The following is a 12362-nucleotide window of genomic DNA, read 5'->3' as shown; positions in this document are numbered from 1 at the left end:
TACCGCTCATATAGAGCGGTATTTTTATTAAATTTGAATACTAAATAGCATTTGCCGTTTTTTTACTTGCTGCCCTTGCTGTCCTAAAATATCTTCAACTACACCATCGACATCAGATCTAATCTGTTGCTGGATCTTCATAGCTTCAAGTACCAGTAAGGTTTGCCCTTTTACGACTTGATCGCCTTTATTAACCAAGATATTGATCACAGCGCCATCCATAGGTGCACGAATTTTACCATCTCCCGCAACATCAGCCGTTTCTGGAGCAGCGTAAGTCACATTGCGAATCGCAACATTGCCATTGTCTCGATCGATATAAAGCTGATCGCAGTCTAGGACATATTGAACACGGCGGCGTATACCATCAACAAAATACGTTAGCTGCTCGTCTGTCTTTTCAATGACTTCAATACAAACAGTTTGATCACAGAGCTGTACCGTGAATGTATTATTTACAGATGAAAGCTGTAACTGGATTTGCTGATCGTCATATTTTAGTTTTAAGGGTAATGGAACACCAAGTCCAGTTTGCCACACCGCAGTACTTTTACTTTGGCTAAATAATGCCGCTGCAATAGCCAAGGTTTCTAAAGATAAAACCTGAGAGTGTAAGCTGTCGTCATCTTGAAAATGCTGTTGAATGAATGCGGTATTGGTATCACCAGCGACAACGACTGGATGACGTAATAAATTGACCAAGAATTGTTTATTGCTGCTTACACCAAGCAATACACTATCATCTACAGCACGAGCCAGCAGACGAATCGCATCCTCTCGAGTTTTACCATATGCAATCACTTTAGCCACCATCGGGTCATAGAAAGGGCTAACTTCATCTGTTGCTAACATGCCATGATCAATTCGTACATTTGGCAAGATTGTGGGCTTCCAACGTAGAACTTGACCTGTTTGCGGCAAGAAATCTTGACGTGGATCTTCAGCATACAAACGGACTTCAATTGCATGGCCCTTGATGGACAATTCATGTTGTTGCAATGGTAAATGCTCGCCATTGGCGACACGCAATTGCCATTCAACCAAATCTAATCCTGTAATAAGTTCAGTAACTGGATGCTCAACCTGCAAGCGTGTATTCATTTCTAGAAAATAGAATTCACCCGATGCATCAAGCAAAAACTCAACAGTTCCCGCGCCTACATAAGCACATGCTTTGGCAGCCGCAACAGCTGCCTCTCCCATTTGCTGACGCAGTTCGGGTGTCATGACTGGACAGGGTGCTTCCTCTACAACCTTTTGGTGACGGCGTTGAATCGAACAATCACGCTCGAACAAATACACATAATTGCCATGCGTATCACCAAAAACTTGAATTTCAACATGGCGCGGCGCAATCACTGCTTTTTCTAAAATAAGCTCACCTGAACCAAATGCATTTTCAGCCTCTGAACGTGCAGTGCGTAAAGCCTCTACAAGCTCGGAGGACTGCTGAACCAAACGCATACCCCGACCACCACCGCCAGCAGAAGCTTTCACCATAATTGGAAAACCAATCTGCTCTGCTTGTGTAGCCAAATATTCAAGGTCTTGACGGTCTCCCTCGTAGCCCGGCACACAAGGTACACCTGCCTCAATCATGGCAATTTTTGAAAGTCGTTTACTTCCCATCAACTCAATTGCAGAGGCTGTCGGACCAATAAAAGTGATTTGGTTATCGATACAGGCCTGAGCAAAATCAGTATTTTCTGACAAAAAGCCATAACCTGGGTGTACAGCATCCGCGCCTGTTTTTTTGCAAGCTTCTATAATTTTGGTAATTGAAAGATAAGATTCAGATACTTTAGAAGCTCCAATATAAACTGCTTCATCAGCTTCTTGCACATGGCGAGCATTACGGTCTGCATCGGAATAGACCGCCACAGTTTGATAACCCATTGCCTTTGCTGTCTGCATGACCCTAACTGCTATTTCACCACGATTGGCAACCAGTACTTTTGAAAATTTCATTGTTTTTATCCTTATCTTTTATTGCTCATCGGCCCAATTCGGCAACCGTTTTTGAATAAAAGCCATCGTTCCCTCTTGCCCTTCATCACCACCAACCGCTTGAGCAAACTGCTGTGCTGCATCATCAAGTAAATGATTTAATGGTTCATTGAGTGTTCGATGTAATAGTGCTTTCGTCATACGTGAAGCTTGTGGTGCAGCGCGTTTAATGTGCTGAATAGTTTCCTGTAATTCCTGTTCTAGCTCTAATTCATTATGAGCAATCTGATGGACTACTCCGACACTGAGCGCCGTAGGTCCTTCAAAACGCATCCCCAACAAAGCAAGTCGTCTAGCCTGAGTTAGACCAATACGCTTCACTACAAAAGGAGCAATCTGCGCAGGAATTATTCCTAGCCCAGTTTCAGGCAATCCAAACTGGGCATTGTCACGGCTAATCGCAACATCGGAAACACATACCAGACCAAAACCTCCGCCTAGAACAGCCCCTTCTAAAATCACTACAACTGTCTGCGGGGCGGTTTCAACTTGCTCAAGCATGGCACCAAAACGGCGGTTAAAATCAGCATAAGGTTGTAGGCTACCGACATTGCTCGCTTCAACTCTCAAAGCTGCCATATCTTTAATATCACCACCTGCACAGAAAGTTCCTCCTTCACCACGGATGATGACCGCACGAATCGAAAGATCATCTTGAATAGCAGTAAAGACCTGTTGAATCGCATTAACCATATTCAAATTCATGGCATTACGGCTCTCTGGTCGGTTTAACCAGAGGTATAAAATACTGCCGTCTTGTTCTAATTGAATGCTGTCATCAATATCTAAAGCTTGAAGAGATGCTGAAAGTGTCATGGTCTATTCCTTATTTTTGCTTTTTTGGCAAGATGTCCATCAACTTACAAATAATCCCCAACATAATCTCATCGGCTCCACCACCAATAGAACCTAAGCGGCCGTCACGGTAAAGCTGAGATGCAGGGTTATCCCACATAAAGCCATTGCCACCCCAATATTGCAGACAGCTATCTGCCACTTCGCGGGTTAAACGTCCTGATTTCAGTTTTGCCATTGAAGCCAGCATGCTGACATCTTCACCTGCAATGTGTTGTTCACACGCTTGGTAGGTTAATGCTTTTAGTGCTTCCACTTCAGTCATAAGTTCAGCAAAGCGGAAATGGATATATTGATTATTGATGAGTGGCTGACCGAAAGTGGTACGCTCTTTGGTATAGGCAATGGTTTTTTGAATTAACGTCTCCAATCCTCCAATCGAATTAGCACATGCCCACAGACGCTCTTCCTGAAATTGCATCATCTGCATCATAAAGCCCATGCCTTCTGCACCGACTAAATTACGCTGTGGCACACGCACGTTATCTAAATAAACTTGTGCTGTGGTGGTTGAACGCATTCCTAATTTATTGAGCGGTTCTGAAAAACTAATGCCTTTAGTTTTTGCCGGTACAATAATCATCGATTTATTGACGTGCGGTTTATCGTCAGAAGTGTTAGCTAGAAGGCAGAAAAAGTCGGCTTGTAATGAGTTGGTAATCCACATTTTGCTGCCGTTAATCACATAATCATCACCATCTTTTTTGGCTGTAGTTTTAATTGCCGCCACATCAGAACCAGCATGAACTTCAGATACAGCAATCGATGCCACATATTCCCCAGCAATGGCTGGTGTTAAAAACTCATCACGTAATTCTTTACGACCAAAACGTGCGAGAGCTGGTGTTGCCATATCGGTTTGTACACCAATTGCTAAGGGCACGCCCCCACAAGCTGCACGGCCAATTTCCTCGGCAACAACAAGGTTATAAGAATAATCTAAAGCTAAACCACCATTTTCTTCAGGCTTACAAATCCCTAATAAACCAAGGTCACCCATCTTTTTAAATACATCATGAATCGGGAAACGACCCGCCTCTTCCCATTCTGGAATATTCGGATTTAGCTCATTTTCAACAAATTGACGAGCTGTACGGCGTAATGCTTCATGTTCGGCAGTAAATTTCATTACATTCTTCCTGATAATTTTTTTAATTGCGGTAAAAGTTGCTTAAAAGCGAGACACCCCAAAACGGCTTGGATTCAATGTCCGCTGCTGTGCTTCATAAATGGTTTGTAAAAGGAAAATCAGTAATTTTCTGGTATCGCGAGGGTCAATAATGCCGTCGTCATGCAACATGGCAGTGTTGAAAAGTGCGGTAGACTGTTGCTCCAATTTCATGGCTGTACTTTGCTCAAGAAAATCGAGCATTTGAGGATTAGGCTCCTGACCTGAAGCTTTTTGCTTGCCTTCCGCCACAATACGTAAGACTTTTCCAGCCTGAGCGGCGCCCATTACAGCAACATGTGAGTTCGGCCAAGCAAAAATAAAATCGGGTGATAAACTACGTCCACACATCGCATAGTTGCCAGCTCCATACGATCCAGCCACCACAATCGAAATTTTTGGCACAGTACAATTGGCAACAGCCTGAATTAATTTTGACCCATGTTTGATAATACCGTTTTGCTCTGCATCGGTACCCACCATAAAACCCGTGGTGTTATGCAAGAACAATAGCGGGCGCTTGGTCTGTTCACACAGATGAATAAACTGAGCAGTCTTAGCTGCCCCTTGAGGGGTAATCGGACCATTATTGGTGATAATACCGATATGTAAGCCACCAATTTTTGCCCAGCCACAAACAGTTAAATCATCATATTCCTGCTTAAATTCAAGAAAATCTGAATCATCAACAATTCGGGCTACCACCTCTTTCATATCGAATGGTTGTTTAGGATCAATTGGAATAACACCCAATAATTCATCGGCATGGTAACGAGGTTCTTTATAGACTGCATCAACTGGTTTGATCTGTTCTTTCCAGTTTAGATGCTCAAAAATTTCACGTGCAAGTCGAATACCATCGGCATCATTTTCTGCCAAATATTCAGCGGTTCCGGCAATTTGAGAGTGCATTTCCGCTCCGCCCAATTCTTCAGCCGTTGCCACTTCACCAGTTGCAGCTAAGAGTAATGGAGGGCCTGCAAGAAGCATTTCAGTTTGTTTACGTACCGCAATGACATAATCAGAAAGCCCAGGTTGATAAGCACCGCCTGCTGTCGCATTACCATGTACAACAGCCAGTTGTGGAATACCTTCTGCAGAAAGGCGTGCCTGATTGGCAAAGGTCATACCACCGTAGGTAAATACTTCTGCTGCATAATTTAAGTTCGCGCCACCACTTTCGGTTAGCGTAATCAGCGGAAGTTTTTGTTCCAAAGCAATTTTTTGCAAACGTAAAGTCTTCTGCACGCCCATGGGCGACATGGTTCCACCCTTAATTGCACTATTACTTGCAGAGACTAGGCAACGCACACCACTAACAAAACCAATGCCAGCAATCACGCCACCACCCGCTTCCGAGCCATCTTTATCATCATGCATGTTGTAGCCAACTAAACCACAAAGTTCGATGAAAGGAGAGTCGGCATCTAGCAATAACCGCACGCGTTCATGGGGCAAAATTTTGCCTTTTTTATCGAACTTTGGTTTAGCAGCGTATGATTTATCAATGCTTTTTTGCTGAATTGCACGGACCTCACTCAACTGAGCAAGGAGTACATCTTTATTCTTTTGATACTGTTCACTACCTACAGCAATTTCAGATTGGAGAATGGTCATTCTTTATTCCTCACTCCAAGCCTGAATTATTGTTTTGCTCAGCTTTTTCATTCTTATCTTTTTTAAAAATTTCAGGGATAAACGCACGATGGAAACCGTTATAAGATTCGCTATTTGTCGCATCGCTTAGCGGATACATTCGCGTTCCTTGTGATGCGGCCCCATCAATACGTAAGGTCACACCAGAGACAAAAGCCGCAGCATCAGATAACAAATAGCAAATTGCTGATGAGACTTCCGACTCGGTTCCCATACGCTTTAGAGGTACATTGCCAGCAAGACTTGGAATAATCACCTTGGCAAAATCACCGCTATAATTATCCATGCCTGATGAAACAATCCAACCCGGCGCTACAGCATTCACTCGAACGCCAGATTTCCCCCACTCGACCGATGCTGTTTTGGTTAAGTTATCAACCCCCGAACGTGCAGCACCTGAATGCCCCATTCCTGGCATGCCGCCCCACATATCGGCAGTCATGTTGACAATACTGCCACCATGTTTTGCCATCCATTGGTTATAAGCTTCACGCATTAAATAGAAAGTTGAATGCAGATTATTACGCACGACTGCATCAAAACCATTTGCCGAAATATTCTCTAACGCCGAAGGAAACTGACCGCCCGCATTATTAACTAAACCATCAAGCTTGCCGAACTTCTCAATCACTTCAGCAATCATATTCTTAACTTGTTCTTCTTCTCGGTTATCACACACAACAAAATGAACGAGTCCGCCATCCTCTGTAATTTCTTGGCTTACTTTTTCCAGTTTTTCAATTTTGCGTCCTGTAATTACGACTTGAGCTCCTAATGCGGCAAGCTCATGGGCAGTACAACGGCCAATACCTGAGCCCCCACCTGTCACAATTATGACTTTATTGGCAAAGGCATCTGGTCTAAAAATTGATTGATAACTCATCTTTGTTTCATCCATTCATTTTATTTTTCTAAAAGATTTGCCGGAACTTTTACAGGCATATCCAATAATTGTTGAGCAAATGCTTTGCCTTGTGGGTCAATACGCAGGCTTGCAACACCGCCACCACCCAAAGCATTTTCCAACATAAAATTCAACGCATTTAAACCTGGCAATTCATAGCGAATTACTCGTCCTTTTTCAGCATCCAAAACATGTTGCATATAACTTGCAACAGCTTGCCCTGTGAGTGCTGCACGAATCCAAGTTAAATATTCTGCTTTACGCGCAATCACCCCAATATTGCTATGATTGCCTTTATCACCACTACGAGCATGTGCAATTTCAATCAAAGGAACTTCAATTTCATCTCCTTGATAAACTGCTGTTTCACCTGCTGCAAAAGTATTTAATTGCTGAGTAGAAGACCCTTCAGGAATTTCAACAGGAAAGCGTTTCCCATCCAAATCAACTTCCACATTGACCTGATTTTTATCAATTAAAAATGAAAATAACTTAATCACTGGAGATGCCTTAGGCCGTCCTCCAACAATTCCCGCTAAGGCTGGAGCCATTCCTGTTGAAGCCTGTGCAATTTCAGATGCAAAGAACATACAAGCTTCTTTAAACATGTGTTTTACAGCTATTTTGACGACCACTTCGCGGCTATTTAATGCTTGGGCATGTGCGCCATAAGTACTTTCGATGCCTAAAATTTCAACAGACTTTTCACTAAAAGGAGGTACTGAACGCATGGCCAACACACGCTCACATTTAGTTAAAATAGCATCGGCAATGACTTGAGCTTTTTGTAGTGCTTCACGCCCTGCGATTAGAAAACTGACTAAAACCCGATAGCCATCAGGATAAGTTGCACTCACTTTATATTGTGCTGTAGGCGCTTGTCCTGTTGCACCAGTCACACGCACTCGATGATCACCGACTTGTTCTAGCTGCACCTGACTGAAATCAGCAATCACATCCGGTAATAAATAGGCTTGTGGATTGCCAATTTCATACACGATTTGCTCTACAACTGTTGCGGTAGAAACCAGACCACCTGTACCTTGCGGTTTAGTGACTACAAATGAGCCGTCCTCACTGACTTCAACCACTGGAAATCCCATATTGTCGAAGCCTTGAACCAAATGCCAATCAGTAAAATTACCGCCTGTACATTGAGCGCCACATTCAATCACATGTCCTGCCAATGAGCCTTGCGCCAACTTGTCATAGTCATCGAGCGACCACTGATATTCATGAAGCAATGGAGCAAGAACCACAGCCGAATCTACAACACGGCCCGTAATCACAATATCTGCACCTAAATTCAAGGCATCACGAATAGCCACCGCACCTAAATAAGCATTACTGCTCGCCACCTGATCTGGCAAAGGCTCGTTGCTAAACATTTCTTGAATATTTTGTTGTTTGAACTGTTCTTGCTTTGCTAAAAGATCATCACCTAAAACCACAGCCACTTTCAGGTTTAAACCATATTCACTAATTATTTTTTGCAAAGCATCCCGACAAGCAAGCGGATTTACCCCACCTGCATTACTAATCACCTTAATCTTTTTTTCTGCAATTTTTTTAAGTAGAGGCGCCATCACTCGGCTGACAAAATCTAAGGCATAGCCATGTTTCGGCTCTACCATTTTCGCTTTTGCCATAATCGACATCGTAATTTCTGACAAATAATCAAAAACCAAATAATCAATATCGGTTAAATGCACCAATTGAAAAGCAGCAGTATTGGTATCTCCCCAAAATCCGGAGGCGCAACCTATCTTTACGACACGCTCATCATCCTGTTGATTACTTGCCATCTTATTTCTCGTTGTTCTGTTTAAAAATTAGTCTCAACATTACCAAGCAAGCGCTTGGTTTGTAAAGAGCAAAATGTTATTGTGATGTTGACCAAATCTTCCAAAATCGATAATCATTCTGAAATATGGCGAGATTTAGCAAAAAATTTCAATATTCATTTTTATTTAAAGGATCAAACCACACGCATGATTGCTACTTCAATTGAACAGATTCCAAATATCTCTTGCTTTGATGACAGCCCACGTGGTCGTTTATTACAAGGTGCCGCGTACCTATTTCACAAGCAAGGCTATGACAAAACTACTGTCCGCGAACTAGCTCAATTTATTGGAATTCAATCAGGAAGTTTGTTCCATCACTTCAAAAGTAAAGATGACATCCTTGCCAATGTGATGGAGCAAACCATCATTTATAACCTAGCCCGTTTAGAAGATGCAGCAACTCAATCTACAGATCCAGAGCAACAATTACGTGCCCTAATTAAAGCAGAACTCATCTCGATTACTGGCGATACAGGTGCTGCAATGGCTGTTCTGGTTTACGAATGGTTTGCTCTTTCAAAAGAAAAACAAGATTATCTTTTAAAAATGCGTAATGAATATGAGCAAATTTGGTTAGATGTTATTGAAAAGTTACGTACTCAGAGCAAGATAAAGCATGATGCCTTTATTTGGCGACGTTTAGTTGGTGGGGCGATTTCATGGACCGTAACTTGGTATAAACCTGAAGGAAAGGTCAAAATTGATGAAGTGACCGAAATGGTTTGGGAGATGGCTTTGAAATGAGTTCAGTCTATTTACGTAAACCTCAAATAAATGACTTGGCTGAAATTAAAGAAGCTTATGAACGCAGTGTTCAATTGCATCAACCTTGGACTTATCCACCCTCTGACTTTGAACAATATTTAACCCAAGAACATCGTTATTTCGTTTGTTTAGAGAAAGACCATTCAATTGTCGGAACATTTAATATTTCTAACATTATCAGAGGTTATTTTCACTCGGCTTACTTAGGTTATGAAGTATTTCATCCCTATCAAGGCCAAGGATATATGAAAGAGGGTCTAAAGTTATTACTCAAAGAGGCATTTGAAAATTTAAACTTGCATAGACTTGGAGCAAACATACAACCTGAAAATATTGCTTCAATTCATCTGGTTGCAAATGCAGGTTTTATCAAAGAAGGCTTTTCTCGACAATATCTTCGAGTAGGTGGAAAAGAATGGAAAGATCATGAATGTTGGGCGATTTTAAATAAAATGTGGAATCAAACTTCAGGATAGATAGATCAAGAATGTGATAAGGCAGCTTAAAAGCCACCTTATAAATAGACTTAATAACCCAACTGCTTACTAATCAAATCTTTCATGATTTCTTCAGCCCCACCGCCAATCATATTCACCTTAACTTCACGATAAATACGTTCAGACTTAGTTCCGCGCATAAAACCCATGCCTCCTAATGTTTGTACAGCTGCATCAGCACAAAATTGCATAGTGCGAGTAGCAACATTTTTGAGCATTGAAATTTGTGCCACTAACTCAGGTCCTTGTAAGTTTGGCTGAGTCATTTTCCAAGCAGTTTCTTCAAGTAATGCCCGTGTTGAAGTCAGTTGTGTCGCCATATCCACCAACTTGTGACGAACTACTTGATGATCAATTAATCGCTTACCAAATGTTTTACGTTGCTGAGCCCAATCTAAAGCTTCTTCATAACACACCAGTGCATAACCATAAGCCACCACACCTAAGAAAAAACGCTCCATATTAAAGTTATTCATAATGACTTTAAAACCAGCATTTTCTTTACCTAAAAGATTTGATACAGGCACTTTAACTTGGTCAAAATGCAAATGTGCTGTATCTGAAGCCCACCATCCCATTTTCTTTAAAGGTGTTTTAGTGATTCCTTCACTCTGGGCATCAATCAGCAACATCGAAATACCTTCAGCACCCGATTTAGTCGGGTCTGTACGCACCGCAACTGTATAGTAATCAGCGCAAATTCCTGAAGTAATAAAGGTTTTCTCACCAGAAACAATATAATAATCACCCTCTCGAACGGCCTTAGTCTGAAGTGCAGCAACATCTGACCCACCACTTGGTTCAGTAATGGCTAAGGCAGAAATTTTTTCACCGGAAATAATACTCGGGAGAACTCTAGCTTTTAATTCTTCACTACCAAAATGCTGAATCGGCGGTGCACCAATGGTATGTACCATCAATGAGATATGTACTCCACCAGAGCCAGCCTTCGCCATTTCGACACCAGCCAGCAATGAATAGAATGGATCAGCATCTGGAATACCACCATATTCTTCAGAAAAACCTAATCCTAATAAACCAATCTCAGCAGCTTTCTTGTATAGTTCTCTTGGAAATGTCTCGGCTTCATCCCACTCATTGACAAAAGGCGCCATTTCTTTTTGTACAAATCGACGAACATTATCAGCAAAAGCAATGTGTTGTTCATTATAGTAAATTGGGTTAGATTGCATTTTTAGAGATATCCTGATGTTTTTATTTAATTCCAAGGCATATCTTGGCATGTTTGGCATCAATCAAAAGTTGCAAGAATCTCCAATTTCTTGGCATAAAACATCAAACCCAATTATTCTTATTAAAATGCAAAGTCTATACTCTTAAACAGCAACGAAATCCACGAACCGCGTAATATGATTGCGCACCATTATGATAAACAAAAACACGGCCATAACGACGGTCAGCAAAAATTGCTCCATCTAATTGGCGAATCTCATCTGGAGTTGCAAGCCAACTTGATGTTTTAAGATCAAACTCGCCTAACTTTTGTAATTGATGATATTGCTCTTCTGTTAGAAGTTCGACTCCCATTTCTATAGCAATATCGATTGCACTATTTTTAGGTGGGTGATCTTTTCTAGACTCTAAAGCTTCACGATCATAACAAAGACTTCTACGGCCTTTTGGTGTCTCAGGAGAGCAATCCATAAACAAATATTCATCACTATGTTGGTCATAAGCCACCACGTCAGGCTCTCCTCCCGTATTTTCCATTTCTTGCAATGACCATAGTTTGTCAGGAGATTTAATTAGTTTAGTCTGCACACTCGGCCATTCTATTTCTCTATGACGATGTGAATTCTTTTCAAATCTATCTTTTAGTAACTCAATCAGTGTTTCTATGTGCTTTGAAGCTAATTGCTTTTTAATTACCATTAGATAAATCCTTAAATTTATTAAGCTGAACGTCCATCAAAATAATTTATTTTTATTTTTTCTAAATCCATGTCATCTATGCATCGAACATTAATAGCAAAGATAGCATTACCCTTTGCATCTGTACCTTGAGCATAAGGATGAATACCACAAATTTTACAGAAATGATGGTTAATCACATGTTTGTTAAAAGTGTAATTCGCTAAAAGATCTGAAGATTCAAAAGAAACCGTAACTTGACTACTCGGTAAGAACCAAAGTAAGGAGCCTTTCTTTTGACAGATTGAACAGTTACAAGATAATGCCTCTGATAACTCTCCTTCCGCTACAAATTTAATCGAACCACAATGACAACTTCCTTGATATTTCATTTTTCTTACTCTTTATATTTCTCATGCTACTTACTTTTCCAGTTTAAAAAATAACTTTCCATATAAAAATGTAATCTAATCCTACTTAAATTTGAATTTAAAGGCCATATGTAGGCTTGGAAGCACATTTCTAAACCAGAACGGTCTCAAAATTTCCCTCATAAATAAAAAAAGAACTCTATATGAGTTCTTTTTATTGCATTGATTTTTTATTTTCGTCATTTAATTCAGACATAAAAAAACACCCTCAACTGTTAAGTTGAGGGTGTTTAGAATAATGAGCTGGCGATGACTTACTCTCACATGGGAAACCCCACACTACCATCAGCGCTAAGAGGTTTCACTTCTGAGTTCGGGAAGGGATCAGGTGGTTCACTCTTGCTATGGTCGCCAGCACAA

Annotated in this window: 11 protein-coding genes and 1 rRNA gene; 2 read left to right on the top strand and 10 right to left on the bottom strand. The window is 41.1% G+C overall.

The window, feature by feature from the left end; all coding sequences use genetic code 11:
- Window positions 1-27 precede the first annotated feature (27 nt).
- Genes HL290_RS18265 through HL290_RS18240 form a run of 6 tightly spaced genes read right to left on the bottom strand, consistent with a single transcriptional unit; the run spans window position 28 to window position 8395 of the window.
- Window positions 28-1968, bottom strand: coding sequence for an acetyl/propionyl/methylcrotonyl-CoA carboxylase subunit alpha (locus tag HL290_RS18265; protein WP_198497213.1), 1941 nt, complete (start codon window positions 1966-1968; stop codon window positions 28-30).
- Between the two features lie 18 nt (window positions 1969-1986).
- On the bottom strand, window positions 1987-2823 hold the full coding sequence (locus tag HL290_RS18260; RefSeq protein ID WP_198497212.1) for an enoyl-CoA hydratase/isomerase family protein: 837 nt from the start codon (window positions 2821-2823) through the stop codon (window positions 1987-1989).
- Window positions 2824-2833: 10 nt separating this feature from the next.
- Window positions 2834-3991 (bottom strand): acyl-CoA dehydrogenase family protein, encoded by a 1158-nt coding sequence (locus HL290_RS18255; protein WP_056481856.1) that lies wholly within the window; start codon window positions 3989-3991, stop codon window positions 2834-2836.
- A 42-nt stretch (window positions 3992-4033) separates the two neighbouring features.
- Window positions 4034-5647, bottom strand: coding sequence for an acyl-CoA carboxylase subunit beta (locus HL290_RS18250; protein WP_198497211.1), 1614 nt, complete (start codon window positions 5645-5647; stop codon window positions 4034-4036).
- Window positions 5648-5657: 10 nt separating this feature from the next.
- Complete coding sequence (locus HL290_RS18245) at window positions 5658-6569, bottom strand: SDR family oxidoreductase (RefSeq protein ID WP_198497210.1); 912 nt, start codon at window positions 6567-6569, stop codon at window positions 5658-5660.
- A 20-nt stretch (window positions 6570-6589) separates the two neighbouring features.
- A complete protein-coding gene (locus tag HL290_RS18240) occupies window positions 6590-8395 on the bottom strand; it encodes an acyclic terpene utilization AtuA family protein (RefSeq protein WP_198497209.1) in 1806 nt (601 codons plus the stop codon).
- A 186-nt stretch (window positions 8396-8581) separates the two neighbouring features.
- Between HL290_RS18240 and HL290_RS18235 the strand changes: the two genes are divergently transcribed.
- Window positions 8582-9181 (top strand): TetR/AcrR family transcriptional regulator, encoded by a 600-nt coding sequence (locus HL290_RS18235; RefSeq protein ID WP_198497222.1) that lies wholly within the window; start codon window positions 8582-8584, stop codon window positions 9179-9181.
- Window positions 9178-9678: a GNAT family N-acetyltransferase gene (locus HL290_RS18230; RefSeq protein ID WP_198497208.1), complete on the top strand. Its 501-nt coding sequence runs from the start codon at window positions 9178-9180 to the stop codon at window positions 9676-9678. The genes HL290_RS18235 and HL290_RS18230 overlap by 4 nt, the downstream gene beginning before the upstream one ends.
- 50 nt (window positions 9679-9728) lie before the next feature.
- Here HL290_RS18230 and HL290_RS18225 read toward each other — a convergent pair whose 3' ends face one another.
- The 4 genes from HL290_RS18225 to rrf form a co-directional block, all read right to left on the bottom strand.
- The gene (locus tag HL290_RS18225; RefSeq protein ID WP_198497207.1) at window positions 9729-10892 is read right to left on the bottom strand and encodes an acyl-CoA dehydrogenase family protein; all 1164 of its coding nucleotides are present in this window, start codon (window positions 10890-10892) and stop codon (window positions 9729-9731) included.
- Window positions 10893-11028: 136 nt separating this feature from the next.
- A complete protein-coding gene (locus HL290_RS18220; protein ID WP_198497206.1) occupies window positions 11029-11592 on the bottom strand; it encodes a DUF4256 domain-containing protein in 564 nt (187 codons plus the stop codon).
- 20 nt (window positions 11593-11612) lie between these two features.
- Window positions 11613-11963 carry a GFA family protein gene (locus tag HL290_RS18215; RefSeq protein ID WP_198497205.1) on the bottom strand — a complete coding sequence of 117 codons (351 nt, stop codon included), beginning with the start codon at window positions 11961-11963 and terminating at the stop codon, window positions 11613-11615.
- Between the two features lie 280 nt (window positions 11964-12243).
- Window positions 12244-12358 (bottom strand): 5S ribosomal RNA (gene rrf / locus HL290_RS18210).
- Window positions 12359-12362 lie beyond the last annotated feature (4 nt).

Source organism: Acinetobacter sp. AC1-2 (assembly GCF_016124155.1).
Taxonomy (GTDB): domain Bacteria; phylum Pseudomonadota; class Gammaproteobacteria; order Pseudomonadales; family Moraxellaceae; genus Acinetobacter; species Acinetobacter calcoaceticus.
This window is presented reverse-complemented; position numbering and strand designations above follow the sequence as displayed.

What these genes read in the sequence shown, in the direction of transcription:
- HL290_RS18265 (WP_198497213.1), bottom strand. Translation starts at nt 1,968, where the DNA reads ATGAAATTTTCAAAAGTACTGGTTGCCAATCGTGGTGAAATAGCAGTT.
- HL290_RS18260 (WP_198497212.1), bottom strand. Translation starts at nt 2,823, where the DNA reads ATGACACTTTCAGCATCTCTTCAAGCTTTAGATATTGATGACAGCATT.
- HL290_RS18255 (WP_056481856.1), bottom strand. Translation starts at nt 3,991, where the DNA reads ATGAAATTTACTGCCGAACATGAAGCATTACGCCGTACAGCTCGTCAA.
- HL290_RS18250 (WP_198497211.1), bottom strand. Translation starts at nt 5,647, where the DNA reads ATGACCATTCTCCAATCTGAAATTGCTGTAGGTAGTGAACAGTATCAA.
- HL290_RS18245 (WP_198497210.1), bottom strand. Translation starts at nt 6,569, where the DNA reads ATGAGTTATCAATCAATTTTTAGACCAGATGCCTTTGCCAATAAAGTC.
- HL290_RS18240 (WP_198497209.1), bottom strand. Translation starts at nt 8,395, where the DNA reads ATGGCAAGTAATCAACAGGATGATGAGCGTGTCGTAAAGATAGGTTGC.
- HL290_RS18235 (WP_198497222.1), top strand. Translation starts at nt 8,582, where the DNA reads ATGATTGCTACTTCAATTGAACAGATTCCAAATATCTCTTGCTTTGAT.
- HL290_RS18230 (WP_198497208.1), top strand. Translation starts at nt 9,178, where the DNA reads ATGAGTTCAGTCTATTTACGTAAACCTCAAATAAATGACTTGGCTGAA.
- HL290_RS18225 (WP_198497207.1), bottom strand. Translation starts at nt 10,892, where the DNA reads ATGCAATCTAACCCAATTTACTATAATGAACAACACATTGCTTTTGCT.
- HL290_RS18220 (WP_198497206.1), bottom strand. Translation starts at nt 11,592, where the DNA reads ATGGTAATTAAAAAGCAATTAGCTTCAAAGCACATAGAAACACTGATT.
- HL290_RS18215 (WP_198497205.1), bottom strand. Translation starts at nt 11,963, where the DNA reads ATGAAATATCAAGGAAGTTGTCATTGTGGTTCGATTAAATTTGTAGCG.